22 protein-coding genes and 3 pseudogenes are annotated in these 25984 nt (G+C 37.1%); 10 read left to right on the top strand and 15 right to left on the bottom strand.

The features are described 5' to 3' along the window. Nucleotides 1-35: 35 nt before the first annotated feature. The 3 genes from H540_RS32190 to H540_RS0115915 form a co-directional block, all read right to left on the bottom strand. Nucleotides 36-1396 (bottom strand): IS3 family transposase gene (locus H540_RS32190; RefSeq protein ID WP_155891042.1). Its coding sequence is split into 2 segments (ribosomal slippage): nt 36-940 and nt 940-1396, totalling 1362 coding nucleotides; the frame shifts between segments, so codons are not numbered across the junction. A gap of 953 nt (nt 1397-2349) precedes the next feature. Next, a complete protein-coding gene (locus H540_RS0115920; protein ID WP_028401507.1) occupies nt 2350-3795 on the bottom strand; it encodes a L,D-transpeptidase family protein in 1446 nt (481 codons plus the stop codon). 790 nt (nt 3796-4585) lie between these two features. Then, complete coding sequence (locus H540_RS0115915; protein WP_028401506.1) at nt 4586-5977, bottom strand: PepSY-associated TM helix domain-containing protein; 1392 nt, start codon at nt 5975-5977, stop codon at nt 4586-4588. 357 nt (nt 5978-6334) lie between these two features. On the opposite strand from H540_RS0115915, the gene H540_RS0115910 reads away from it, so the two are divergent. The 3 genes from H540_RS0115910 (at nt 6335) to H540_RS0115900 (ending at nt 9920) form a co-directional block, all read left to right on the top strand. Then, nucleotides 6335-6982, top strand: coding sequence for a YcnI family copper-binding membrane protein (locus H540_RS0115910; RefSeq protein WP_028401505.1), 648 nt, complete (start codon nt 6335-6337; stop codon nt 6980-6982). An 894-nt stretch (nt 6983-7876) separates the two neighbouring features. Then, nucleotides 7877-8890: a permease gene (locus H540_RS0115905; protein ID WP_034671167.1), complete on the top strand. Its 1014-nt coding sequence runs from the start codon at nt 7877-7879 to the stop codon at nt 8888-8890. A 16-nt stretch (nt 8891-8906) separates the two neighbouring features. Then, the gene (locus H540_RS0115900) at nt 8907-9920 is read left to right on the top strand and encodes a TIGR03943 family putative permease subunit (RefSeq protein WP_028401503.1); all 1014 of its coding nucleotides are present in this window, start codon (nt 8907-8909) and stop codon (nt 9918-9920) included. A 204-nt stretch (nt 9921-10124) separates the two neighbouring features. Here H540_RS0115900 and H540_RS29920 read toward each other — a convergent pair whose 3' ends face one another. The 6 genes and pseudogenes from H540_RS29920 to H540_RS29915 form a co-directional block, all read right to left on the bottom strand. Beyond that, nucleotides 10125-10739, bottom strand: coding sequence for a hypothetical protein (locus H540_RS29920; protein ID WP_051317139.1), 615 nt, complete (start codon nt 10737-10739; stop codon nt 10125-10127). A gap of 755 nt (nt 10740-11494) precedes the next feature. Then, a pseudogene (rpsN, locus tag H540_RS0115890) lies at nt 11495-11763 on the bottom strand (30S ribosomal protein S14). Between the two features lie 131 nt (nt 11764-11894). Beyond that, entirely contained in the window at nt 11895-12890 is a 996-nt protein-coding gene (locus tag H540_RS0115885) for a CobW family GTP-binding protein (protein WP_028401501.1), read from the bottom strand. A 21-nt stretch (nt 12891-12911) separates the two neighbouring features. Beyond that, nucleotides 12912-13343 (bottom strand): Fe-S cluster assembly sulfur transfer protein SufU, encoded by a 432-nt coding sequence (sufU, locus tag H540_RS0115880; protein ID WP_028401500.1) that lies wholly within the window; start codon nt 13341-13343, stop codon nt 12912-12914. A 16-nt stretch (nt 13344-13359) separates the two neighbouring features. Continuing rightward, nucleotides 13360-13743 carry a (2Fe-2S) ferredoxin domain-containing protein gene (locus H540_RS0115875; protein ID WP_028401499.1) on the bottom strand — a complete coding sequence of 128 codons (384 nt, stop codon included), beginning with the start codon at nt 13741-13743 and terminating at the stop codon, nt 13360-13362. Between the two features lie 215 nt (nt 13744-13958). Then, nucleotides 13959-14918, bottom strand: coding sequence for a CobW family GTP-binding protein (locus H540_RS29915; RefSeq protein ID WP_034671164.1), 960 nt, complete (start codon nt 14916-14918; stop codon nt 13959-13961). 472 nt (nt 14919-15390) lie between these two features. On the opposite strand from H540_RS29915, the gene H540_RS32185 reads away from it, so the two are divergent. Continuing rightward, nucleotides 15391-15729: a hypothetical protein gene (locus H540_RS32185; protein WP_081415164.1), complete on the top strand. Its 339-nt coding sequence runs from the start codon at nt 15391-15393 to the stop codon at nt 15727-15729. Between the two features lie 175 nt (nt 15730-15904). Here H540_RS32185 and H540_RS34685 read toward each other — a convergent pair whose 3' ends face one another. The 3 genes from H540_RS34685 to H540_RS0115855 form a co-directional block, all read right to left on the bottom strand. Beyond that, a complete protein-coding gene (locus tag H540_RS34685) occupies nt 15905-16333 on the bottom strand; it encodes a hypothetical protein (protein ID WP_245592259.1) in 429 nt (142 codons plus the stop codon). A 128-nt stretch (nt 16334-16461) separates the two neighbouring features. Then, nucleotides 16462-16743: a hypothetical protein gene (locus H540_RS34675; protein ID WP_245592262.1), complete on the bottom strand. Its 282-nt coding sequence runs from the start codon at nt 16741-16743 to the stop codon at nt 16462-16464. 45 nt (nt 16744-16788) lie between these two features. Further along, nucleotides 16789-17985: a GTP-binding protein gene (locus H540_RS0115855; protein ID WP_028401497.1), complete on the bottom strand. Its 1197-nt coding sequence runs from the start codon at nt 17983-17985 to the stop codon at nt 16789-16791. Nucleotides 17986-18205: 220 nt separating this feature from the next. Between H540_RS0115855 and H540_RS0115850 the strand changes: the two are divergent. From H540_RS0115850 to H540_RS29900, 5 genes and pseudogenes are all read left to right on the top strand, one after another. Next, nucleotides 18206-18478 (top strand): annotated as a pseudogene (locus tag H540_RS0115850) (porphobilinogen synthase); the annotation flags it as partial. 176 nt (nt 18479-18654) lie between these two features. Then, a complete protein-coding gene (locus H540_RS0115845) occupies nt 18655-19638 on the top strand; it encodes a CobW family GTP-binding protein (RefSeq protein WP_028401495.1) in 984 nt (327 codons plus the stop codon). A gap of 181 nt (nt 19639-19819) precedes the next feature. After that, entirely contained in the window at nt 19820-20773 is a 954-nt protein-coding gene (locus tag H540_RS0115840) for a metal ABC transporter substrate-binding protein (RefSeq protein ID WP_028401494.1), read from the top strand. Nucleotides 20774-21047: 274 nt separating this feature from the next. After that, nucleotides 21048-21797 (top strand): MBL fold metallo-hydrolase, encoded by a 750-nt coding sequence (locus H540_RS31450; RefSeq protein WP_051317138.1) that lies wholly within the window; start codon nt 21048-21050, stop codon nt 21795-21797. A 49-nt stretch (nt 21798-21846) separates the two neighbouring features. Further along, nucleotides 21847-23065, top strand: a pseudogene (locus tag H540_RS29900) (IS256 family transposase). 212 nt (nt 23066-23277) lie between these two features. Here H540_RS29900 and H540_RS0115820 read toward each other — a convergent pair. The 3 genes from H540_RS0115820 to H540_RS33270 all read right to left on the bottom strand — a co-directional run bounded on the left by H540_RS0115820 (nt 23278) and on the right by H540_RS33270 (nt 24633). Further along, the gene (locus H540_RS0115820) at nt 23278-23637 is read right to left on the bottom strand and encodes a hypothetical protein (protein WP_028401493.1); all 360 of its coding nucleotides are present in this window, start codon (nt 23635-23637) and stop codon (nt 23278-23280) included. Between the two features lie 461 nt (nt 23638-24098). Beyond that, complete coding sequence (locus H540_RS0115815; RefSeq protein ID WP_028401492.1) at nt 24099-24311, bottom strand: hypothetical protein; 213 nt, start codon at nt 24309-24311, stop codon at nt 24099-24101. Nucleotides 24312-24459: 148 nt separating this feature from the next. After that, nucleotides 24460-24633, bottom strand: coding sequence for a hypothetical protein (locus H540_RS33270; RefSeq protein ID WP_155891041.1), 174 nt, complete (start codon nt 24631-24633; stop codon nt 24460-24462). A gap of 855 nt (nt 24634-25488) precedes the next feature. Between H540_RS33270 and H540_RS0115800 the strand changes: the two genes are divergently transcribed. Next, nucleotides 25489-25722, top strand: a complete 234-nt coding sequence (locus H540_RS0115800; protein ID WP_155891040.1) for a DUF2848 family protein — start codon at nt 25489-25491, stop codon at nt 25720-25722. Nucleotides 25723-25984: the final 262 nt, after the last annotated feature.

Genomic DNA, 25984 nt, shown 5'->3' with positions numbered 1-25984 from the left:
TGAAGTGACCCCATAAAGTTAGACAGGTTATTTCGTTAAGCGGCATGTTGGGCATGAACTCGGTATTGAACCGGGCTCATGCCCTTTAATTTGATCTTGATTCGTTTGTGATTATAGTATTCTATATATTTTTCTAGTTCTTGCTTAAAGTGTTCTACACTTTCAAATTCCTTTAGATAAAGAAGTTCCGATTTCATGATACCAAAGAAATTTTCAATAACAGCGTTATCGTAACAGTTCCCTCGACGGGACATACTTTGCGTAATGCCATGTTCTCTTAGGGTATGACGGTATTGTTTCATTTGATAATGCCAGCCTTGATCAGAATGAATAAGGAGGGTATCTACGTCTGTTAAGCGTTCAATAGCCTGATCTAACATCGTTGAAACGAGTGAATAGGTTGGTCTTGAACCGATTGTATATGTAATGATTTCTCCATTAAACAAGTCCAGTATTGGCGATACATATAGCTTTTCTCCAAATAATTTAAACTCCGTAATATCCGTAACCCATTTCTCATTCGGTTTTTCAGCTTTAAAATCGCGATCTAAAATATTTGGTGCAATCTTCCCAACGGTTCCTTTGTAAGAGCGATATTTTTTCATGCGGACAAGACATTTTAGTCCCAGATCTTTCATGATACGTTGTACTTTTTTATGATTTACTTTGTGTCCGCGATTTCTAAGTTCATCACGAATACGACGGTAACCAAACCGACCTTCATGTTCATCAAAAATGGATTGAATCCATACTTTTAGTTCTGCATCAGGGTCAGGGTTACCGATGTTTTTCACCCAATAATAATACGTGCTACGTGGAATGTCTGCGATTTGTATAAGAGCTTTCACCGGAAACTCAAGCCTTAATTCATAGATTACTTGTGCTTTGTCTTGTTTGGTGATTTTTCCTTGTTTTGAACTAAGGCATTCAACTTTTTTAGATATGCAACTTCCATACGTAAACGTTCATTTTCCGCCTGTAATGCCTCTATTGACTCTGGAACAGGTGCTTGATTTTTCTTTGTATTACTATTTTTATTTTTCATGGATGGACGCCCCTTCTTCGTTGACTGTAGGGCATCATATCCTTCTGTTTCATAAGCAACTTTCCATTGTCGAAGTGTTTCATAGGATGGAATATTGAAAATCGCCGCTGTTTCCCTAATAGATGTCCCGTGTTCGTTCATATAATTGAGTACATCTAGTTTAAACTGTGCAGGGTAGGATGTATAGCGTTTTTCAAAGGCATCTTCACCGAAGATCTTATATTGTTTAATCCATTGATGAAGTGCACTAGGATGAACACCTATAGATTTAGCAATTGTTTTTATTCCTTCATTACCATTTAAATATTGTCTTACTGCCTGTATTTTTTCTTCTGGAGAAAATTTTGCCATAAAAAACTGCACCTCCAATTGTTAGTTGTGTCTAACAATTAGGGTGCAGTTCAATATGATAATCGACTTTTTTCAACAACACGAGACGCCTTTGGTGTCCTTTTTATTGTTTTAAACAACAAACTATGTTTCCGTCATGATTTTATATGTCTATAAAGGTACAGTTTTTGAAACATTCCAAACCAGTAAAAAAGAACCCGACCTTTATTGAGTTCCTTGTTTGTTTAATAATAACTTTCTGAACAGTATAAAGGAACAATATGAAAGGCTACCTAAATTGATTTATGTTGCCTGTTTTACTATTTCATTCGTTCATTTACACAAAGTAAAAATAGGGACCACAATAATGTGATCTCAGCGTGTAGACATATTGAGTTACCCAAAGAAATCGCTCGTAATGAAAAGATAACGATTTTTCGAGGCGGGACAGAACACAGCATTCTTTATAAAGAAGCTTTTAGTTGGACTTTAAATTTTAAAATCGCTGGGGTTTACCCCTATAGAGCAATAGGAGAATGTAATTGCTGACATGTTGTGAGAGCTGAAATTGAAGTTAAGCACATATTGGACTATTCAAACGAACGAAATGAACAAGAAGTATTGGTTTTACCGAGCAAACTGACAAATATAACTTTATTGCCCTTTGAACAAAAATTAATGTCCATTAATGAAATTGTCAATACACCTGTATAAAGAATAAGGATAGTCCAGTTTTTGGGCCATCCTTTTTCATTTGAGCTCCACCTGTTGTATTTTCACCTAATTACCGAGTGATTCGGCAATCTTTAATAAATCACGTCCCTTAAAGAATCATTATCCAGAGCTGATTGCAGGTTTGATTTAGGCATACCTAAGGCTTTGGTTATCTCCTGGGACTGATTGAATTCACTTGATGGATGTGGGGCGCTACCCCTTTAGGAAGAACGCATTGATAAAGGGAATGTTGCTATTCCTCAATAAACAACAACAGGTTCGTACGTGCTGAGATTATCATATACAGATTTCATCACACTTGATTGGGTGTTGACACATCCGCCTGAACCTTGAGTAAGGTAGGCATTGTTGGCCCAGTTTGTCCGCCAGTTTGCATCATGAAAACCTTCCCCATCATTTGTAAAAGGAGCCCAATAATTCACTGGAACTCTATAGTGGGCCATTCCAACTTCGCTGCCCACTAGTATGGACGGCGATTGTTTATACAAAATATACCATACTCCTGGATGTGTATCTTCACCAACGTCATGTCTACCCGTCACTACATTGGTTGTGAGTACCATTTGACCATTTCTATAAAGCCAAATCCGTTGTTCTTGAATGGATACTTCTGCATATGTGTCGCCGATTCCATTGTTCGTTGTGTTGTTAAAGCCGATGGCAACATTGTTCCAACCATTCCCATAAACATTAGAGGCAACGATTGAATTTTGACCTTTTTCAAAGGCATCCTGAATCTGATTTATTTCTTTTTCAACATCAAGAGCCCAACCATAAGTTTGTCCTTTTACGGTAATGACTGAACCTGAATGGGTCTTAAATTGGAAATTTTTATTTAATGTTGATTGAGAACCATTAATTTTAGCAATCTCGTTTTTAATATCGCTCGGATCAATCGTAACCTGTCCATTTTTTGTTACTGATGCATTTTTAATTAAATCGCTGCCTTTTAAAGAATACACTTGGTTCTGTACCGTATAACTAACCATTCGTTGAAGAAGTTCTTGCAGTGTTTTCTCTTCTTTTTGCACAATCGGACTGTTTTCTTTAACAGGCTGTATGTATTCGGTATTCAGATGGATTACACTTTTGTATTCCTGTTTCTCATAATCTTTTACCATTCTAGGGACATCATATTGATTTCCATTAATACCTTCGGAAATTACAATTTTGCCCTTTTCCAAATGGGCCTCTGCATCTTGGGGTGCTTTTAAACTCCTATTCATAAGTAGGAGTTTTTTTTCTATTTCATTTTTCATCGTTTCGCTTTGATATGGATCCACTTTGCTTGGTGTCAAGGAATAATTTCTTACCTTTGAGGAAGGCCAAAAGGTCTCTTGGCTTTTTAATAATTTCTTCACGCTAGATAAATCATTATTCGTAAATCCCATTTTCGTATCTTTTCCATCGAAAATTTTTTCTTGACCAACATAGACCTCGTTTTTTAATACAGATGATCCTAACTTTTGTAATGCTTGGTTAGCAGTCAGTCCACCGACGTTTGTGCCATTAATTGTGATATGAGAATTAAATCGGGTTGTTTGATAATAGGGGATGCCCGCCAATACGAGTGCTCCTGCCACAACCACACTGCCAATTCCAATTTTCCATACTACTGGCCTTTTGTGCAGATCGGTCTTTTTATTACCCACTTCTTCGACTACTTCACGTACTGTATTTTCCATAACCCTTCCCTCCGTTTACGTAGTAACCTAGGCTTGTTTTTCGACGTTATTCAATTTTTAGTTCTTGTTTACCCCCCTTCAAATTCTTAAACAATTAAATATCACTCGACATCTTTTTTCAAAACCAGGTTAATTGTAAGAATTTAATTAACAGAATTATTATAAACTTCAAAAATTAATTTTTTCTTAAATTAAAAAGACACCTGAATTTGAGTATCTTGAAGAACTGAGTTTAAGTACAATTTTAAACAATCATTTTATTTATCTTGATGTGATTATCCAGTAACCAATTGGTTGAAGGTGCTTTTAATAAAAAAAGAGTGAGCTAATTAGCCCACTCCACAAACGAAGGATTCTTAGATGTCTTATTAAAGTATCGCACTTGTTAGTTAAGAAGAAAATGAATAACATTCTTTAACAGAACCAAAAAACCTACATCGTTGACGTAGGTTACATAATCAGTGTTATCGGAAGTAAGTATGTAAAAAAATAAACATTCATGAAGATTTTTTCACAATTGTATTAAAAAAAACACACATTTATAAAGTATGATGAAATTAGAAACGAGCGTGGCTTCCGGACTGTACATACCCTTCCTTCTATGTTTGTACAGCTTAGCGATCGCGATATATGTTTCAAACAAACCCTTTAGGATGTTTTATTCCCCTATAAAGCATCTAAAAAAGCGGGCGTGTTATATAAACACGCCTGCTTTTTTTACTGAAGATATATAATCTAGATTATCGACGGTTTCAGTGTTAATTAAATTACCACGATATATAAATATCAATTATCCTATCCATTGCTTTACTACTGGAATTCGTTTAATTATCAGCCAATCTAAAGCAAGAACAACGAGAAAAGAAGCTCCGACTAGTGGGAATATAATACCTAGGATAATAATTAAGATCGTTACACCCTTCAATAATCTAAAGTTTTTAGGCAAAGAAGGAGCTCCTAATGTACCGGATGGTTTACGTTTCCACCACATCATAATACCTGTCAAAGAAATACCAATTAAGCCAAGACAGATAATGAGATCTAACAATTGATTTGCTAGGCCAAAGTAACGCCCTTCATGTAATGCCACCCCGATAGAAATTGCTTTTGCCAGAATTCCGTAATCCTTAAAACGTAAATCTGCCAGCACTTTCCCGCTATATTGATCAATATGCAGAGTTGCTTGTCCTTCTGGTTTATCAGGAGAAACAGCTACTGTGTATACGCCTTTTTCTCCTTTTGGAAAGGTAATAGAGTATCCTTTCCCTACTTTATTTTCATCTGCTATTTTCATAATTTGTGCAACAGCTAAAGGAGAAACGCCTGATTGATTTGACTCTGGAACAGGCAGATTCTCAGCAGCCCAGGGAACCTTTGCAACATCTTTAGATGGAACCGTAGATTGTGGTACATTTCCATCCCATAGTCCTGTTGGATAACCTGTTTGTGTTGCTGTTGCTACACGATTGATTAAACCTCCCCATAACCCGGACCATGGAAGCCCTGTTAAGATGAAAATGGAGACAAATAATGAGAACCAAAAAGCCGGAACAGCATGTAGGTCTCTTAACATGATACGTTTTCCTTTTGAAAGCCTTGGGATTAGTGTGCCAAATATATCTTTCTTATTACGTGGCCACCAGAGGTATAATCCTGTGATAAGTAGAATCATCGCCCAGCAAGCTGCCATTTCTACAATACGATCACCTGTTGTTCCAATCATGAGCTTCCCGTGCAGACTTTCTACCTCATTCATAAATTTCTCATCATTTTTTAAATCGCCGAGTATTTTTCCGTTATAGGGATTCACAAATACCGTCATCATGCCAGCTTTTCCAGCGATTCCGACTTCTGAAGAACGATCTGCTTCAAAAGATGGTTTATACCGTGTTACAGAAGCATCAGAGTATTTTTTCTTAACCGCTTCAATTTGTTGTTCCGTAGTTAACTGTTTTTGCTGTGCTTGTACATAGTAGTAATCTTTGTATATCACATTTTCAATCTGTGGTTTAAATAAATAGATAATACCTGTAATCGCTAACAAAATAACAAATGGCGCAAATACAATACCTGCATAGAAATGCCAACGCCAAACTGCACGATAGAGTGACTGTACCTTTGATAATTCCTGTTTGACGGTAGGTTCTTTTGTATAGTCTGGCCTCTCTTGTTGTAAACTCATACTCATTGTCCTCCTCTTTCGTACATCTCCATTTTCCTCTACACTAATAATCTTTAAGTATAAAGCTGATTCTTAGTGTATCCTACATTTGTGAAAGAAGAGTGAGATATTTTTGAAGTTATTTGCAATTTAAAGGAAGATATAGTCAGACATGCTCTGAAATAAGAGGGAATCACATATTCTTTCACATTTCTTCACAATTTCAACGCAATTTATGTGTAATATGGGAAAGAGGTTTAGGTAGTTTCCTTTGTGCAAAAACTAGAGATAAGATGTTGCATGGAGGAATGATTATTTGATTTATAATCGCAGAGTCAGATTCGGAATACTCACGTTTATAGTAAAGGAGTAAGGAAAATGAAAACTATCTTTAAAAAAGCAACTCAAATTGCAGTATCAGCCTTTGCAGGTGTCTTGTTGTGTACAGGAATTGCAAGTGCGCATGTAGTTGTAAAGCCGAGTACTTCTACAACTCAAGAAGAGGAAACCTATACTATGAAAGTCCCTGTTGAAAAGGATGTACCAACAACAAAAGTCACTGTAAAAATGCCTTCTGGCGTAGAATTTCAAGCATACGAACCCATATCTGGATGGACGGTGAGTACAGAAAAAAGCAGTGATGGCAAGGTCACAGCGGTTACTTGGACGGCATCTGGCGAAGGGATTTTGCCTGGACAATTTCAGCAGTTCACATTTGTGGCCGCAAACCCAGATAAAGCAGGAACTATTGCTTGGAATGCGTACCAATACTATAAAGATGGTTCTATTGTAGAGTGGACAGGCGACGAAGGGGCAAAAACCCCGCATTCTATTACAGAAATTGTGGCAGCTCCATCTGTAAATGAACATGGTGCAGACCACATGGACCATACAACAGCTGAAAAGAAAGATACTGGAGTCAAGCCTGCTTCAACAGGAACACAACCAACATCTCTTATCTTATCTATTGTGTCAGCTGTATTATCCTTAGCGGCGTTACTTACTGCATTGCGTAAGAAGCGATAACAAACACGAAGATGAAAAAGGTCATCAGACTGAGTGAGCACTCTTATGAGTGCTTTTTATTTTTATCAAATTTAATAAGTATAAAAAGTGCTCTAAGACATTGGTATTGCTACATTAGTTCAGTTTCTAATATATTCATCTCTCCTCCCGCAAAAAAGTAGAGGGAAAACAAAAAGCTGGCTTACGCCAGCTGTACTTTACATAATCAGTGTTATCGGTAGTTTAGCTGTTCTAGAGCTTGTGATGACATATATCGGTGTAATTCCTGTGAAAAAAGGTGAAGTTCATCAGAGATGGAAAGATTCATTAAAAAACGCCATCCTTTCATATGGATTCTACAAAAAGAATAGTGTTTTTCTTGTTTTGAGGATATGATTTTTCCTTCGCTTGATGGGCATGTGGCCGTAACCCATGCCTATCAATCTAAAGAAATAGGCTACTCCTAAAACAAAAAACATGCTATTCTTGCAGAAGAATACTTGAAAAGGATGGCGCTTATTCACTTACAATAAGATAATTTAATTTTAATACTCTAAATAGACATAATACCGTTCGAAATTCCGAACGGTATTAAAAAAGTTGTTAAAAAATCCTCTGTTCTTCAACTAACATCCTGTGTCCAAGCTTTTCTAAAAGGAATAAAGCACAAGGCCGAAAATATTTTTGCGAATGTGGATTTAAATCACATTGAAACAGAGCAGGTGCGATGAATATTCGTTATGTACCTGTGATGGCACATTCTAATCTTGGGGTCATACTCCAATAGCAGAAATGCCCTTTTGATTTCATCACTCAAGAATCTCACTGATACCGAACAGCTTGCCCCTTTAGAACTGGGAGTATCAAGAGTGTTTTAGTTTGCAGATAGATCATACAACAAGGAGGAGAATTACAGTGCCTTTGTCACGCATTTCAAAGGAAGTAGTTGGATTGTTATTGATAGCACTTTTTATATTTCTTTTTTTCTTTATTGATTCTATAAATCTTACTCATTTGAAAAGTGTCATTCCGAAAAGTTGGTTAAATGTAAATACAATTTTTTTAAGCATTTTTTTTGAAGCCATTCCGTTTGTGTTAATTGGTGTATTTATTTCAGCCTTTATCCAAACATTTATTTCAGAGGATACTTTAAAAAAAGTGTTTCCCAAAAATTATCTTCTTGCCATTATTCCAGCAGCACTTATAGGACTTATTTTTCCCGTCTGTGAGTGTGCCATTGTACCTATTGTAAGGCGGCTTATTAAAAAAGGAATGCCTCTTCATGTTGGAATGGTTGTTTTAGTAAGTACACCTATTATTAATCCTGTTGTGTTTGCCTCAACGTACTATGCATTTTCAACATTTCCCAGCATGACCTACTATCGCTTGGGACTTGCAGGTTTTGTATCTGTAGTTATCGGACTTATCGTTTATTTTCTATACGGAAACAGGGATGTATTACGTGAAAGCAAGAAACCGGAAAAACACCATCATGGAACTCACCATGTTCATAGAAGCCGCTGGCAAGAAACATTGTATCATGCCAGCGATGAATTTTTTGATACGGGGAAGTTTTTACTTATAGGTGCCTTTGTCGCTAGTCTCTTTCAAACGTTTTTTGATCGTAGTTTCCTGATGGGAATTGCTTCAGATATCCATCTATCTCCGCTTGTCATGATGGGTTTTGGATACGTTCTTTCAATTTGTTCAGAAGCTGATGCTTTCATAGCTTCCTCTTTAAGTCATACATTTTCCGTCCCTTCTTTGCTGGCATTTTTGGTGTTTGGACCAATGATTGATTTCAAAAACACCCTTATGTTATTTGCTTATTTTAAAAAGGGGTTTGTTATAGGATTTATTTGTATTGTTGTAGCAGTTGTATATCTTTCCGTTGTATATGTTCCTATTCTTTTCATAGGGATACGATGAGGGAGGAGAGAAGAGTATGGGCCAGAAAGAAACACAATCGTTTCATATGTACATTCGCGGGATTATTTTAATCGGTTTTGGAATGCTGCTGCTTAAATTACTTGTAACAGGACATATTGAGAACTTTATTGCTCCTAAAATGGTGAAATTTATCTATTTTACATTCTCTGTTGTGACATTATTAGGTATCGTACAAATATGGAGAAGCAGTGAAAAAGAAAAATCCGGGTGTGGATGCAGTGATCATGATCATTCTCTTCCCCGCACTAAAAAGGGGTCCCTATTGTTTTATTCTCTCTTTCTTATTCCAATTGTTACAGCGTTCCTGTTTTCGGATCATACAATTGATGCAAGCATCGCTGCGAAACGCGGAGTGAATTTAGCAGGAGGACAGCTAACGCAGAATGCAGAAGAACAGCCAACACAGAACGCAGGAAGGCAACCGACACAGGATGCAGGAGGACAGCCAACACAGAACGCAGGAAGGCAACCGACACAGGATGCAGGAGGACAGCCAACACAGAACGCAGGAGGCCAACCAACGCAGGATGCAGTTAATTCCACTACAACTCAATCGTTGACAGATACGGGAGGACAGTCGGCTTCTGCTATTCAGCAATCTCCAGGAGAGTATTATGATGAATTACAAAAAAAATTGATGAGCATGAATACAATTCATGTAGATGATGATGATTATATGCCCATAATGCAAATGATTTTGGCGAATGTCGAAGGATTTAAAGGAAAAAACATTGTGCTTACTGGATTTGTTCATAGAGAAAAAGATTTTAGTCAAAATGAAATTTTTATTGCAAGATATGGAATTACCTGCTGTGTGGCAGATGCCTCAGTATGGGGGATATTGGCAACCGGTAATGGAGTATCCTCTCTAAAAGATGGAGAATGGGTTACGGCCACGGGTGTTTTGGATAAAACAACCGAGAAGAATACTTTATCACCTATTATAAAAGCTGCTACAATTAAAAAAATTACTCCTCCGAAAACACCATATGTGTATGCAAAGTTTTAAGTTAAGCAGGCATATCAATGTTGAAAATAAGGTTCTAGTACAAAACATTTACTAGAAGGGGAAGAAACCTCTAAACACGAATTTTGTACGTTAAGGATATAACCCTTGGTGCATAAGCCCTATTATCCCTCCTGAGTAGACAGTAAAAAGAAAGAGCCGTATTGTTAACTCGGGAGGAATAATATCATGGGGCGGCTATCTGGTTTATTTAGAATTGAAATAAACCTTTTTCATTCCATTCGTTTTATATACAATCTTAAAGTCGTCGCCTTGTTTTACGTATTGAACTACGTATCCTTGAGCTTCAGCACCTTTAAAGATATCATTATTTAGAGGTGTAGGAATTATTGGATGATGTTTGGTGTCCTCTCTGTATACTTTTCCGTCCAAAGAAACAAATTCTACGTTCAGAATGTCAGCTGTACGATATGAGAAGCCTATAATATCAGCATCCACGACTTTTACCTCTAATTTAACAAGGGCATACTCCATACCATCTTGCGGGACTTTATTCAATTCGCTCTCCTTATGAATAATATCCCATGCCTGTTGTCCTCGTAAAACCTGTTTCACAGAAACTTCTATTTTAGCTTTGTAGGATTTAGATGACTCTTCATCAATAATTCGGTCATCAAACGTTTTAGAGTGTCCCTTTTGTACTGGATTAAAACGAGTACCAACATCACTCTCTTTTATGTTCTTTTTAACTGTTTTTTGTTCCGCTGTTTTATCTTTTACTTCAACAGTAGAAGCTTCAGAACAGCCGACTAGTAAACCGGCTACTAAAAGTCCTGTAGTTATTGTTTTCAATCCTTTCATTTTTAATCCTCCTATGTATAAAATCACAAAATTTAGTACACAAGGTGAATGAAGGCGGAAATTGTATTTTTCGAATTTTTAATAAAAAGAAAACTCCTACCAGTAATTAATCAGCATATATCCGTATTGAACGTGATGCAGCGGCAACACCAAACAATGACTATGTTGGCCGTCTTGTTAAATCTAAGGTTGATGGCGCGTGATAGTACAAATTCATCATAGCATTATCTTATAGTAAGTGATAAGTATGTTATAGTGAAATGATAAAAACGGTCGCCGTTAATAAAATGACTTTAGCATGGTAATGTGTCCACTTAAATATATTTTCATTTGCCATACTGATTATTTACCTTTTTTAGAGTAATGGTATGTTCAAGTTTGATAGATTTCTTGCACTAGAACCGATGATCTTGTTCTACAATGAGATATTTATAATGTTTATATTTGATTCGAGTGATTAGGTAAGATAGTGTAATAGCTGTATGAAAAGAGAGATAAAAAAAGTGCAAAAAATTGACGTTACGAATTGACGTGAAATAAATTGAAAACAAGGATGAGCTTCTCAAAGGGAGCAACCTGTCTAAAATTAAGCGAAGTTCATCCATCACAATCGTTTTCAGAGTAAAAAGCGGATTCCACTAGGAATTTTTTCAACTCTTTCTATGCGTATAAAATCTTTGCAATAGAATCATTTATTTTGTTATTACACTTATAGTTGTTCCTTTAAACAAATAGAGAACCTTATGGTTCCCCTCTTACCAACTTGATTTTTTCACCCCGGTATTTGTCCTTTATATGCAAGTTCTCTAAATTTAATTCGAGACATTTTAAACTTTCGCAAGTTTCCTCTAGGTCTCCCAGTTATCTCACAGCGGTTACGTAAGCGTGTGGGAGATGAATCTCGTGGTAATTTTCGTAATGCTTCGTAATCTCCTTTTTCTTTTAGCTCTCTTCTCAACTCTGCATATTTTGCTACCAGCTCTTGCCGCTTTTTCTCTTTTGCAATCTTTGATTTTTTAGCCAATAAGATTTCATCCTTTCTGTTATAGTTTTTGTATACTAATTGTATAGATCATTAGCAAACCGTCTTTAATAACAGCGCTTGCCTAGCTATTCTTTGGGTGATGTCTTTTTCTATAAAAGGTTTATATCTCCTCATGAAACAGATTTCGATTGAGATTCTCCTGCAATACAGTTTGTAAACTGCTTTTGGAACCAATCCCGATCAAGGTTTTTTCCAATAAAAACGAGCTCACTTATCTTATTTTCATTCTCTTTCCATTCTCGCTCTACATGACCCGCAAATAACATATGGAGACCTTGGAACACCACTCGACGTTTTTCCCCTGCCACGTGCAAAATTCCTTTATAGCGATATAAATCTGGACCCATTTCTTGTACAAGATAACCCATCCATCGATCTAATTTTCTTAAATCTAAAGGTCTTTCTTCCCGTAACACAATAGATGAAACAGCATCATCATGATGGTGATGATGCCCCTCTGTATCTAACAGGTGAGGGTTTACTTGTAGCTTTACATCTACATCAAAAGTATCGATTTCAAGGATTTGTTTCAGATCGACTTTACAGTTTTTCATACGAATCACAGTTGCAGTAGCATTCATATTACGTAGACGTTGTTCTACAGCCTGCAATGTACTAGCAGAAACCAAATCTGTTTTATTTAACAATAAAACGTCTGCAAATGCGACTTGTTCTTGTGCCTCATGGTCGCGATCTAACTGATCACTAATGTGTAAGGCATCAATTACAGTCACAATGGCATTCACATAGTAATGCTGCTGGATAGTTGGTTCTACTAGGAAGGTTTGAGCAACTGGACCTGGATCAGCTAAGCCTGTTGTTTCAATAACAACACGGTCAAACGATACTTTTCCTTCTTTCCTTGCGCTATAGAGCTGTTTAAGTATACGAATTAAGTCTCCACGGACTGTACAGCAAATACATCCGTTATTCATTTCGAAAATTTCTTCATCTGCCCCTACTATAAGTTGATTATCAATTCCAATCTCGCCAAACTCATTCACGATAACTGCAATTTTTTGGTCATGCTGCTCAGATAGGATGTAATTTAGTAACGTTGTCTTACCAGCTCCTAAGAATCCTGTTAAGATTGTAACCGGAATCAATGATTGATTTTTCACCTTTATCTACTCCATTCTATTCAAAGTTTTAAGCATTTTATCATACGCTTGCCACGGCATAAGCGCACAGTTATGTCTAGCTCTTAATTTATGAACACCCTCTAGGGAAAGCCAATCTCCTAAATCTAAACCCGCTGTTTCTCCTGTTCGAATTAGTTTTTCTGCATTAATCCGTAGGCTCGCTACATCCTCAAGAGATTTCCCTTTTATAAGTTCTGTCATCATAGAAGAAGAAGCCATACTAATACTACATCCCTCTCCTAGGAATGAAATATCTTTAATCATATTATTCTCAAGCCTCGTATATAGAGTCATAACGTCTCCACAAGTAGGATTCTTATAATGAACTTTTATAACATCTTCTCCTTGTAGCTCATAGTGGTTTCGTCGCTGTTTATTATGATCTATAATGGTCTGCCGATATAAATCGTTAAGCATGATTCCTCCCCATCCCTTATTTGTTAATCTTTACAGCTACATCTGCTTTTAGTGTTCCTTTCACTGTATCAGGTTCTGCCATGAAGTGTTTCCCATTATATCGGTGGGTCAGCATATCTGTGTATACCTGATTCTCTACTAAACAGTCTACAAACTTTTTTACATCTGCTTGTTCCATATCCTTGTACCAAGCTCCCTGTGGATACACCACAACTACACAAGCATCTTTGCAACGTCCATTACATCGAGTGCGTGATGTATGAATGACATCATCCAAATTTCGTTCTGTTAACTCTGCACGGATACGTTGTGTAACATCTTCTGCCCCCGTACGCATACAACTACTTCCGTTACAAAGTAAGACATGCTGTTTCGTGCGAGAAAAATCCCATGTGCTCATAATAGACACCTCCTTTCAAAACGCAATTATTACGATTTATATCATACATTATTACTAATAGTAAAATTTATATTCATTTACAACCAAAATAAATCGTAATAATTATCATTTAATTCTTATCATACAAAAGATATAGCAAAAGGTTAATTTATTTTTCTATTTAAGTACAGTATCTTTTATTTCTATTCAATAGGATGTGTAGTTTAGGAAAGTGTTCAAACATTTAACATAGCTTGCAAACGTTCTTGTTTAGAACACATATATTCCATCTGTGCCAGTTCTTTTCTTATCTCATCTTTTTTTAGTTGTTCCCCAATGAATACGAGTGTTTTTCGAAACTCCATAGGTTGCTTAATGTACTCAGGCATTCGATAAGAATACTGAAATAGATATACGTTTGGATCTTGATAAAACTGTATATATCCCTTGATACGGTAAATAGTTGAAGGTAATGTAGAAAGCCAGTTCTCAAATGTTTCCTTCTGTACCGCGTAATTAAAATCATATACGAAGGTTTTAATGTGTAAATCATTTTGTGAATGGCATGTTTCGTGTTCTTGAACCGTAACAGATCTCGTGTTGTTAATAAGAAGAGCATCCATATCCCCTTCAGAATTCACAGTACGGATATAGGCATCTGAATTGATATGTAATATGTCTTCTATTATCTGTTGCGTTTCCTTTATTTTTAATTCTTCTGTTTTATTTAGAACTATTATGTTTCCGTATTTCACCTGCTCCACTAATAACTTCTGCATTCGTAAGTTCATCCTCGTACGTTCTTTCCAACGTAACGAATCTACTACAGTTATAATGTTCTTTACATACATTTCATGGACGAGCAAAGGAGATGTACAAGCTTCTAACACTTCAATAGGGTGTGCTACTCCCGTACATTCAATATAAATGGCATCTAAAGAATGTTCTTGGATAAATGACAATAATTGTGTCTCCAATCTCCCCCTAATGCTACAACAGATACAACCGTTTAATAACTCACATAATGGGATTTCGGCTGGAATTTCGTTGGAATCAATTGAGATTTTACCAATCTCATTCATAATAACCCCAATCCTCTTATTCTTTCGTTGCTCTTCTTGAATGAGTTGCTTTAATAAAGTTGTTTTTCCACTTCCTAAAAATCCAGACAGTATATAAATAGGAATTTTTCTCATGACTCTCCACCTTGTTCATATTATCATCATTTACTAAACGTAATAATTACGTTTTGTATTATAACATTTTTTCTGTAAGATCCATACTATCTGTCTCTCATGATGACTAACCTGACATGCAAAGATTATAGATAGGTTGACAAGTTACAAGTAATTGGTATAATAAAGCTACGATAAAATAAAACGTAACAATTACGTTTTATTTTATATCTCCAGACGTTGTGCCATTACAAATTTGTAATGGCATTTTTTTGACTTTAGAAGTCAAGGAACTGCAAGTGTTAATGAATCTATACAGTTTCATCACAGCATTCTTAATATACTGATGTAGATTTAATAAATAGTTTGATCATTTATAAAAAAGTCTGATTGTTTCATTAACTGGCCGTAATATTTAAAATGAAATAAAAAGTTTTTTTGATGCTTTTAAGGCCATACTGTAGAGGCGAATAAGTTGGAAGGTATCTCGGAAATGGAATACACTATCGATACAGGAGAACATAAACACCGTCACAGTATTGCCTGTGGTCATACCAAAATTCGACATGACGACCATATTGATTATGTTCACGATGGTCATCTTCACCATGAACATGAAGGTCACTTCACTGAATGTAAGATTCCAGTTAGCGAAACCAACCCTGATGAATGTAAACCTATTGCTTGCGGTTGTAACCATGAAAACGATTGTGGACATGAAATGGTTCCTCATGGCGATCATATGGATTATTTAGTAAATGGAAGATTACATCATGTTCACAATGGTCATTGTGATGACCATTGTCCAGTAGAAATCGTTACAATACAATAAACAATATTTTAAAACTTACAAATGACCCCTTATATCATTTCTAATCTGTAGCTTAATTCTAAGAAACATTTGGAAGTATATACATTTTAATTGTACATTAAATACATTATAGATTTGTAGCTATACCATTAAGATGGAAGCCCAGGATAAAAAGTTCCTAGGCTTCCATTCCTCTTTATATACATACTGGATTCCAATATATTAAAGCAGCATGAAACGGATAGACATACTCATATATGCCTTTCTTTTCTGATATATATTTATTGATAACCGCTTCCACTTCATAGCCACCATACTGCGTATCCAAAATCTTTGTAGTATTGCCCCGAATCAATTCTTCATAGGAAGAGTAGCTCTTCTTGCTTTGTAGTTTGATTATTTTGCAATTCGCCATGATACCGAGCTGATACAGCACGTTCAATATATGGATATAGTCCCGGCGCCTTAGATTGATCTTATACCCCATTCGATGCAACTCCATATAATGCGGCTTCTCCGGACCCGTCGTCATTCCGGCAATCACTAAACGAGTTGCCGAATCGTTCATTTTTCGTAAAGCCGTTCCAATATCATGAATGCGGTAATAACAATTGAATCCGAACACGACGTCATACTTTTCAGGTACGCCTCACTCTTCCCACTTTCCGTGCTCCAGTTTTATATTTTGAATATTTTTTGTGGCGGCTTGCAATTCCAAGAATCGCAAAATGCTTTCCGAGCTGTCCACGTACGTCAGCTTTCGAACCTTATTCCCGATAGCAAACGTATAATTCCCCCATCCCGGTCCGATTTCCAATACGTGATCGTCGTTGTCAAGTAGCGAAAGAAGCCCCATTGAACGACCTGTGCATATGGATCAACCTTGTGCTGTTTCTTCTTTTCCGCTACAGAAGCCCAAAACGCCTCTTCGGCTCGGTCATCCTTCATTCGCTCCGGTATGACTCCCTCGTGGTTCCTCATAAGCTCTTTCCATAGCTCAATATAATCATAGCCGCTTTTTGTTTTGGCAATCATATCGTCTTCTCCCCTCGAAGTACACATCCGTGTCCTAATATATGCTTATCTGACCGGAATCCCCCATCTAAAAGGATCGGGAAGCGAATCCCAATCTTGATCGTATTCCTCGGCGGTAAGCAAACAACGGTCAAGTTCGGCTGAGACAGCTTTCGGATCTAAACTCGTACCGATAAACACGAGCTTCGTTTGGCGGTCTCCAAATTCCGGATCCCAATTATCCAACACTTCCGGATTTGAACGTATCACCTCTGTCTGTTCTGCTTTCGGAAGGGAGGCTACCCAATAGGAAATCGGCTCGATTGTAACCGAAGGACCGGCTTGAGACATGAGCAAGGCCATGTTATTCCTTGTCACGCACCAAGCAAGCCCCTTTGCGCGCACAATATTTTCAGGCATAGACTTCATCCAATCATGAAATCTCTCGGAATGGAAAGGAAGTCTGCGCTTATATACAAAAGAAGAGATACCGTATTCTTCTGTTTCCGGTGTATGATTTTGATGACCGTTCAACATCTCCTTCAGCCAGCCTGCGGATGCACTTGCTTTTTCAAAATCAAAGCGGCCTGTATTCAAGATTTCTTTAGGATCGACTTGCCCCTTCACTGTCCGAATGAGCTTCGCTTCCGGCTGAAGTGCTTGCAATACCTTTTCCAGCTTTATAAGATCTTTCTCCGGAACCAAATCGCATTTGTTCAAAATCAGCACATTACAAAATTCAATTTGATCCAAAAGCAAATCAGCTACTTCTCTCGTATCTTCTTCGCTAAGTGCCTCCTTTCTATCGAGCAAGCTGTCACCGGAACGGAAGTCATGCCAAAAGCGATTCGCATCTACTACAGTCACCATCGTATCCAGCCTACAGAAGCGCGTCAGATCAATACCAAGTTCTTCATCGATATAAGAGAATGTTTGGGCGACTGGAATCGGTTCACTGATGCCGGTTGATTCAATCAGAATATAGTCAACATTTCCGGCAAGCGCCAGCTTCTCCACTTCAAGCAGCAAATCCTCTCGAAGCGTGCAGCAAATACACCCATTTGACATTTCCACCAGTTTTTCTTCTGTACGAGTCAGCCCGCCACCTTGTCTCACTAAATCCGCGTCCACATTAATTTCACTCATATCGTTAACAATGACAGCTACCTTCATGTCTTCCCTATTATGTAATACGTGATTCAAAATTGTAGTTTTTCCAGCACCTAGATAGCCACTTAATACAGTTACCGGTATGTGCTTCATTATAACCCCTCCTAAAAAAAACGTAATCATTACGATTTATATTGTAGATGATAGTTTTCTATTCGTAAATGAAAAACTCCTGCAAAACAAATTTGTTCTTTTAATATTACATAATAATCTCCCAAGCCCATTGACATTCCTTCCTTATATAAGGTACCTTTTAGTAATAAAACGTAATCATTACGTTTTATTACTATATCTATGAACAGGAGCCCATTTTATGAACACTTTCACATTCCAAAGACACCGTAGGCTTCGCAGCAGCGATGCCATGAGAGCACTTGTGCAAGAAACACATCTTCATAATGAAGACTTGATTTACCCGATATTTGTAAGAGAAGGTGAACAACAGCGAAGGCCTGTTGACTCTATGCCGGGTGTGTACCAGCTGTCTCTTGCCCATTTAGAAGAGGAGATGAGAGAAGTTGTACAATTGGGCATCCGTTCTGTCATTATTTTCGGTATACCGAACAAAAAAGACGAAGCAGGTACACTCTACTTGTCTTATCAGATAGGCTGTCCCCTATAATACGAGAAATCTTTCTTACAATTAGTACGATGTTTTCATAAGACAGTGTCAGTATACAGTATGTATCTATGACTATATACTTGTTATAATTTAAATCGAAATGACTACGCTTTGATTATTTCCATTTTAGGAGGAGAAATATGAAGAAGATACCCGTTTATATCATCTCAGGTTTTTTGGGGAGTGGGAAAACAACACTATTAACTCATATTCTGGAGTATTGTAAAGCTAAGAACATGAAACCTGCCATTGTACTGAACGAACTAGGGAGCGTTAATGTTGAGACACATTTATTTGGAGAGGAGGACGTATTTGAGCTATTAAATGGATGTATTTGTTGTACGATCCAAGAGGACTTAAGAACAACATTAACTTCCCTTTTAGATTCACATGTTAAAAACCCTATTGATGTTCTATTTATTGAGGGAACAGGTGTTGCTAATCCATTAGAAATCGTAGAAGCGATAGCTAGCCCGCCCCTTGTTCATTCGTTTGATATTCAATCTATTATTAGTGTTGTTGATGCAAGCAATTATTTAGAAAATCAGAGTATTTTTACGTTTAAAACTGTTCGTGATTTACTTAAAAATCAAATTACAGGTGCTACTGTAGTTGTACTGAATAAAGTAGACTTAGTTAATGAAAGACAATTACAGAAGGTACAGACTAAGCTTGCGAAAGTTATAGACGCAGACACACAAGTGATGGAAACTTCTTATGGAAGTGTAAATGTAGAAGAATTGTTACAAAAGCGAGCAAATGCGATTGTACATTCACATCATCACTCCTGTAATCATGATCATACACATGAACATGATCATACACATCATCATGTTCATCACAATGGGATTAAAACTATTACAATTCAAGATGTTCCTTCAATATCTAGGAGACAATTTAAAAAATGGTTAACGTCCTTACCAGAAGGTATAGTGAGAGGAAAAGGATATATATCATTAAAAGAAGGACAAGGTATTTATCCATTTCAATATAGTTCCAATCAAGTGTACATTGGTAATTCCCCTCAAGAGCAAACCGTGGAACCCTGCATTGTTTTAATTGGAAGAGATGTAGATATTACTCACATTCAAAATGCCTATACATCTCAATTTCCTTTACAATAAGTGACTTTTTGGATTGATAGAAGATGAAAAAGGTATCTCCCCTCTCCTTTGGCGGGAAAGAATCATATGAATATTGATGATTGACGAATGAAATTAAAAGGTGGTAGTATTTTTTTCGTAAATCGTAAATATTATTATTTATATTAAACTTCATATTTGTAAAAAGGAGAATGAGTAAATTATGAAAATATGGAAATATGGTGCATTAGTAACTGCTTTGGCCCTTTCGACTGCTATTGTGGGCTGCTCTAAACAAGATGAGTCAAAAAGCAATAAAAAACAAGATGGGTCTCTTAAGGTCGTAACAACATTTTACCCTATGTACGACTTTACCAAAAATGTGGTTGGATCCAACGGGAAAGTAGATGTGTTAGTTCCTGCGGGGGCAGAACCACACGATTTTGAACCATCCCCAAAAGATATTGCTAAAATTGAAAATGCCGATGTGTTTGTATACAATAGTGACTCCATGGAAACATGGGTTCCTAAAGTGCTAAAAAGCCTTGATAGTAAAAAAATAAAAGTGGTAGATGCAAGTAAGGGTATTTCACTTATGGAAGGAATTGCAGAGGAAGAAGGAGATAAGCATACTGATAAGACACAAGAGCATCCGATGGATCCTCATGTATGGTTAGATCCAGTGTTAGCCCAAAAAGAAGTAGAAAATATTAAGCAAGCAGTTATAGAAGTAGATCAAGCTCATAAACAAGACTACGAAAAAAATGCAGATCAATTTACTGTAAAGCTAAAAGATTTAGATAACCAATTTAGAACAACACTTGGTAATGCAAAACGTAAAGAATTTGTGACACAGCATGCGGCATTTGGATACTTAGCAAAAGAATATGGTCTTACTCAAGTTCCAATTGCTGGTCTTTCTCCTGATCAGGAACCAAGTCCAGCCAAATTAGCGGAACTTCAAAAGTATGTGAAAGACAACAATATTAAGATTATTTATTTTGAGGAAGTGGCTTCTCCAAAAGTAGCAAAAACCCTTGCGGATGAAACGGGAGCAAAAACAGTCGTATTAAGCCCAATTGAAGGAATTACGAAAGAAGAACAAGCAAAAGGACAAGACTATATTAGCTACATGAAGCAGAACTTAGATGCATTAAAACAATCTGTTATGCAATAGCAGTAGTAGTGCGTTTTACAATTATGTAAAACGCACTTTTTCTGCTTACACCTAAAGAAAGGACAAGGAGTATTTCATGAAGCTCATATCCATGAATCAGGTTCAATTTAAGTATGGAAATGAAACCATTTTAGAAGATATTTCTCTCGATATACATAGTGGTGAGTTTGTTACACTGACTGATTCGTTCTAATGGTACGTAGGAGGAATAGTATTCCCCGTAATTTAATCTAGAAGTAACGTATTACGATATAAAGAGTAGGGAGAGCGAAATATGAATCGACAAACATACCGTTTTACATGTGGGAAGTTTAACATGCTTGCGATTTCGGATGGAGTCTTCCCTGTATCGCGAGAGTTCTTTTTTGCAAATACCCCAGAGGAAATAATCAAACAGTTTCCCTCAATGTTCGGTGCTCCGCTCAACTTCTTATTAATTGATACAGGAAGCCGGTTAATTTTAGTGGATACAGGGTTTGGAACAAATAGTGTACCAGAAGCAGGTAAATTAATTCCAAATCTAAAAACACAAGGTATCCCCTCAGAAGATATAGATATAGTTGTAATTACTCACGGACACATGGATCATATTGGAGGTGTTTCAGAGAATGGAGTTCCTTGCTTCCCTAACGCACAATATGTTATTAGAAAAGCCGAATGGGAGCAATGGACAAAAAATCCTGAATCAGACGAATACAAAAAGTTGATACCATTAAGAGAAAAGGTATGTCTAATTGAATCGGATACGGAGCTCATTCCAGGTATCCATCTTATCCACTCTCCTGGTCATACAGTAGGAAATCTTTCTCTTACTATTTGTTCTGAAGGACAAGTTTTAATGGTAGCCTCTGATATTCTAAATGATCCACTTAATTTAAGACACCTAGATTCACACATTGCGGTAGAGATGTCACCAGAAATAGGATTAGAAACAAGAAAGAAATTTTTACAAACCGCCAAAGATACGTCAGCTTTGTTATTTGTTTGCCACTTTCCATTTCCAGGATTAGGCCAGAGAATGTAAAAAGTTTTGTGTAAATGGCTAAACTGACTACTAAAGGAGATGGTCGTTTATGCAAAACGCAAGAAAGCAATTGATTGAGGATTTGGCAAAGGATTGCCGGACAGTAGAAGACATTCAAGAGATGATGAAGAACTTGTTTAAGGACACGATTCAACAGGTGTTCGAGGCTGAAATGGAAGACCACTTAGGCTATCAGAAGCATAGTAGCGAAGGCAAGCGTACGGGCAATAGCCGTAACTGACACAGTAAGAAGACTGTGAAAACGAAGTTTGGTAACACAGATTTACAGGTTCCCAGAGATCGTAACGGTGAGTATGAGCCTCACATCATCAAGAAGTATGAGACCACTGTCAATGGCGTGGAGGATCAAATTATCGCTCTCTACTCTAAAGGTATGTCCACGCGGGATATTGAGGATCACATGAAAGATCTCTACGGGATTGATGTGTCTCCAACTCTAGTTAGTAAGGTGACCGATAAGATTATGCCGTCTATTATCGAGTGGCAGTCCCGTCCATTAGACCGTGTCTATCCAATTGTCTTTCTTGACGCCATTCACTTTAAGGTACGCAAGGAGAACCGCATCATCAGTAAGGCTGCTTATAGTGTACTGGGCCATTAGTGTGTCGGGTCACAAGGAGATATTGGGCATTTGGATTGGTGAGAATGAGAGTGCCAGCTTCTGGCTTGGCGTGTGCACAGACTTGAAGAATCGAGGAGTCGAAGACATCCTGATCGCCTGTAAGGATGGGCTTTCTGGCTTCTCTGAGGCCATTCTTTCTGTATTCCCACAGACGAATATTCAACTCTGTGTCATTCATCAAATCCGGAACTCTATGAAGTATGTCACGTTTACAGATCAGAAGGTGATGATGGTCGACTTGAAGCGTGTGTACCAAGCTCTTACACTAGAAGAGGCGGAGCTTGCCTTCTCTGACTTTCGGGATAAGTGGAGCACAAAGTATCCTCTCGTCGTCCGTTCTTGGGAGAACAACTGGCTGGAACTCACGTCTTACTTCAGCTATCCTGCTGAGATTCGCAAGCTGATTTATACAACCAATACGATTGAGGGCTATCATAGACAGCTTAGAAAAGTCACGAAAACGAAGACAGCTTATCCATCTGATGACGCTCTTCGTAAGATTATCTACTTAGCTACCATGGAAATTTCGAAGAAGTGGACTATGCCTCTGCGAAGCTGGAAAGAATGTATATCGCAACTCGCAATCTATTTTGGGGACAGATTAGAGATTGAACTCTTTTCCTGATGTTTGTGAAGTCCGGCTTGACATGGAGCCTCTGCAGGCATGATGCTTGGCGATTGGGCGATCCCTTTGAAAAGACAAGGCATCGCCTGGCTCGCCAGCCTATCATACCTGCCACTCCATGTAAAGCCGGGTGCTGTAATTTAGCTGGAACCCCATTTACACAAAATATTTACGCTCCCTTCAATGTTGATTTAATAAAAGAAACAGCCGACTCATAAGGGCCGACTGTTTTTGATATAGAAATCTTTAGATACTACAAACAAATCAATATCATCAACTACACGTCTTCTTGGGCGAAAATCATCTATGATAACATCGTTATTATCAATATCAATTTGTTCCTTGATTTGGTCATAATCCCGAGATGTAAAATTTAACGCATTTCTCCCATAGAGTGTATGGAATAAAAGGTAGTGAAAATTTCCTGATTCACTGAAATATTTGTTCACTTCTTGTACAGAGTAAATAAACCCATTTTCTTCTTCCAAGAAGACAGTCTCGGGATTATACCATATCTTTTCGTCTGTCTCCAAATTGATGTACTTTTTGTATGGGCCTAAGATATTTTTCATATGTACCACTCCCTTCACTACACCATATGTAGAACCTATGTAGAGAAGAACTATCGTACAGACGTCTTTTTTATTTCGGGTAATCAATCGAGCACGTCCTAAGACAAACCCGATAGAGTGCTCGATTGAGCTTGACCTTTGGAGTTTACACCTCAGAAGGACAGAGACCCGATTCAATTCCACCCTTGGTCATTAATCGGGCACATACCACCAAGGGTTTGATCCTTGTGAGACATGTTCCCGATTAGTGCAAGTATTACTTACAGTAATACTCCATTGTGTGGCGTTAATGAGCTAAGGCGTTAATCGGTTTTGAATCCTTGGATTCAGATTAGAAATATAAAATCATTTAAAATAAAGGCTCTGTTCAAGAATGATGTTGATTTTCTTGTTCAACGGAGCAGATTAGTTGAAGAACTCAGATGTCCTCTTGTGCTTCACCCCAATAAAAAAGCACCCGATTATTCGGATGCATACTTCATTATTCCATGTAAATAAACTGAGTATTCTCGCTGTACACATTCTCTTAATTTGATTTTTCCTTCTCTTTCTAATTCTCCAACCAATTCTTCAATCTTTTTTTCATCTTCTTTTGTAGCCTTAGGAATCTCTATTGAAAACAAATTACCTCGACTGGCATTGTGTAGATCTTTTAATAATTCAGCTTTATTCATTGGGTCATCCCCTTTATCTATTATCTTCGACATAAAGGAGGTTTTTCCTTTGAATACCAATATTTTTTCAAGTTTAAACGATTATATCTTCTACCAAAGGCATCTGCAGTAAAATCTTTACTTCTCCATAAGCAATGATGATTAATTGTTATTGCTCTTTCGTTAATTCTTCTTCAAAGAAAAAGGTTTTTGGATATTCATTGACAATGTAAGCGTACCTTTTCATGTTTTTTACATACTGACATTTAAAGATTGTTACTGATTCACCGGACGCTCTGATATTTACTTCTTCCCCACTAGTAAACAGACTTTTCCTCATCATCTCACCCTCTCTAGTATCGGAAATAATTGAGTTTTTAATTATGTTTATCGCTTATTTTGAGGCATACTTCATAATTTAAGTTTGACAGGACCTCTTATTTTTATCCAGCTCTTTTGCTGGATACTTTATTTCTCTTTTCTTTGTTTTAATATTGAGGCGGCAAAAAGTAATTTTTCTTTATGATTCAGCCAAAAATAAAAGTGACTCCAACTAAGCGACTGGTTCACTTGCTTAAACCCTTGAGCCAGCCATACTCCTCAGCTGAACCACTCAAAAACACCTAAATCAATTTTAAGACACCTAAAAACTCTTGTATTTGATTTTAGCCACTATAAAATGACTTTCTATAGCACTTGCTCTAGGTCAGTCAACACTTAGCGAAGATGTGGGCGGTCAAAATCATTTCTGGAACTCGAAAGGACTTAGAGGTTCATTATGAACTTGAATAAACTACTCCTTATTCTTTAAAAGGTATTGTTACTTTTTCTAACGGATGTAGAATATAACAAGTATAGATATAAATGAAGGCAGCAGGGAGGGAAATCGATGGGGAGTCAAAGGAAAGGGTTTAAAATTGGATCAATGATTTGGTTAATCATTATCCAGATTGTAGCGTTATTATCAGTAATGTTATGGTTCATAGGTTGGGTAATGTCATTTACTGGTGAAGTATCAGGGGTAACTATTTTTGTAACAAGTTACCCAGTGTTTGTAATCGTTTCAATTATTATGGGTTGGATTACTTTCGCGAAGAAGAGGTATTTACAATTGATTTTGTGGAGTGTATTTCCGATTATATGGTGGTTAATATTCTCCATATTGTAGTAATTTAATTAACATGTTTTTGCTAAGACGATTCCGACTTTATATCCTGTAGCTAATCAGTTGGCTACGTATTCTGATTCTTTTCAAGTGCAACATAATGAAACAAGCGGCGAAATCGAATATGTATTAATTTGGTCTGATAACGAAATGTACGTCACAGTGGGAAATTCTTTGGAGTACGGTGATGAATATGTAATTGAAATGAATGACCCGGTACTAAATCAAGTGAATTGTATCCATCAACTGTTTGGATTAACAGCATAAAATAGCATTTCGTTAAGAATCCAGTTAGTTTTTTCAAATTCACATTATGTTTGCACCAGAACTCGCTAAAGTGCCATGGTGGAAGCGTTGGTTCGGTAAATAAAACGAAGGGCCTTCGAAAGAAGCGCCCTTTTTGCGTTGAACTAGCTCAATGTATGCCTAAAAACATATTATGGATTATCCGTACATTCTTCAGATGGTTTTACCCCTTTTAAAAGGAGTGATAAAGTTATGTATTATGGTGGTTATGGAGGCTACGGCT

Source organism: Ectobacillus panaciterrae DSM 19096 (assembly GCF_000430785.1).
GTDB lineage: Bacteria > Bacillota > Bacilli > Bacillales > Bacillaceae_G > Ectobacillus > Ectobacillus panaciterrae.
The sequence above is the reverse complement of the archived record's forward strand: the minus strand, read 5'-3'. Positions and strand labels throughout refer to the sequence as shown.

Bases quoted from the DNA above. Each gene is read 5' to 3' on its own strand.
- H540_RS32185 (WP_081415164.1), top strand. From the start codon at position 15,391: ATGGAATACACTATCGATACAGGAGAACATAAACACCGTCACAGTATT.
- H540_RS0115910 (WP_028401505.1), top strand. From the start codon at position 6,335: ATGAAAACTATCTTTAAAAAAGCAACTCAAATTGCAGTATCAGCCTTT.
- H540_RS0115920 (WP_028401507.1), bottom strand. From the start codon at position 3,795: ATGGAAAATACAGTACGTGAAGTAGTCGAAGAAGTGGGTAATAAAAAG.
- H540_RS34675 (WP_245592262.1), bottom strand. From the start codon at position 16,743: ATGATTGCCAAAACAAAAAGCGGCTATGATTATATTGAGCTATGGAAA.
- H540_RS0115845 (WP_028401495.1), top strand. From the start codon at position 18,655: ATGAAGAAGATACCCGTTTATATCATCTCAGGTTTTTTGGGGAGTGGG.
- H540_RS29915 (WP_034671164.1), bottom strand. From the start codon at position 14,918: ATGAGAAAAATTCCTATTTATATACTGTCTGGATTTTTAGGAAGTGGA.
- H540_RS0115855 (WP_028401497.1), bottom strand. From the start codon at position 17,985: ATGAAGCACATACCGGTAACTGTATTAAGTGGCTATCTAGGTGCTGGA.
- H540_RS0115820 (WP_028401493.1), bottom strand. From the start codon at position 23,637: ATGAAAAATATCTTAGGCCCATACAAAAAGTACATCAATTTGGAGACA.
- H540_RS0115915 (WP_028401506.1), bottom strand. From the start codon at position 5,977: ATGAGTTTACAACAAGAGAGGCCAGACTATACAAAAGAACCTACCGTC.
- sufU (WP_028401500.1), bottom strand. From the start codon at position 13,343: ATGCTTAACGATTTATATCGGCAGACCATTATAGATCATAATAAACAG.
- H540_RS29920 (WP_051317139.1), bottom strand. From the start codon at position 10,739: ATGAAAGGATTGAAAACAATAACTACAGGACTTTTAGTAGCCGGTTTA.
- H540_RS0115840 (WP_028401494.1), top strand. From the start codon at position 19,820: ATGAAAATATGGAAATATGGTGCATTAGTAACTGCTTTGGCCCTTTCG.
- H540_RS33270 (WP_155891041.1), bottom strand. From the start codon at position 24,633: ATGATGAGGAAAAGTCTGTTTACTAGTGGGGAAGAAGTAAATATCAGA.
- H540_RS0115900 (WP_028401503.1), top strand. From the start codon at position 8,907: ATGGGCCAGAAAGAAACACAATCGTTTCATATGTACATTCGCGGGATT.
- H540_RS0115875 (WP_028401499.1), bottom strand. From the start codon at position 13,743: ATGAGCACATGGGATTTTTCTCGCACGAAACAGCATGTCTTACTTTGT.
- H540_RS0115815 (WP_028401492.1), bottom strand. From the start codon at position 24,311: ATGAATAAAGCTGAATTATTAAAAGATCTACACAATGCCAGTCGAGGT.
- H540_RS31450 (WP_051317138.1), top strand. From the start codon at position 21,048: ATGAATCGACAAACATACCGTTTTACATGTGGGAAGTTTAACATGCTT.